This is a genomic window from Dietzia sp. IBK-p2-15D (assembly GCF_057773105.1).
On record NZ_JBYMTK010000038.1, the window covers coordinates 1 to 520 of the forward strand.

The window sequence follows — 520 nt, forward strand, 5'->3', positions numbered from 1 at the left end:
TTCGTTCTCTCTGGCATATCTGATGAAAATGCATCCCTGAGAATAAACTTGGTTGTGCCATTTTTATATTTCCAATCATCAATCAATCCTTCTGCTACTTTAGAAACTTCAACATCAAGAAAAGGAACACGAAGTTCAAGAGAGTTTGCCATAGTCATCTTATCTGCTTTTTGTAAAATATCCCCTCTCATCCAATTATGAATGTCAGCAAATTGCATATATTCAGACTCTGAAAGTTTTGATATATCTTGATCTTGTAAATCAAGTTTAGTTATAAGATTTTGTGCTTTATAATTTTTAAAAAGCTTTTCTTTTTCTTTATCTTTAAACAAGTTGGCATTTCCAATATATCTTAACCTTACAGGTGTAAGTGCACGGTTTAAAAAAGAAACACCAGGTAACCCTGCAAGTACTGGGAACAACCTCACCTTGAAGTTAACTATAGCGAGTAAAGGTTTTAAAAACAAAGTCTTAAACCACTCTGGTTGGTTACTTATAAGCTTTACATATTTATTATGAG

Annotated in this window: 1 protein-coding gene; it reads right to left on the reverse strand. The window is 32.3% G+C overall.

Annotated elements, in window-relative coordinates; genetic code table 11:
* Window positions 1-428, reverse strand: a 428-nt coding sequence (locus AC3DEV_RS16740; protein ID WP_488372823.1) for an asparagine synthase-related protein, incomplete at its 3' end; no start/stop codon positions are given.
* Window positions 429-520 lie beyond the last annotated feature (92 nt).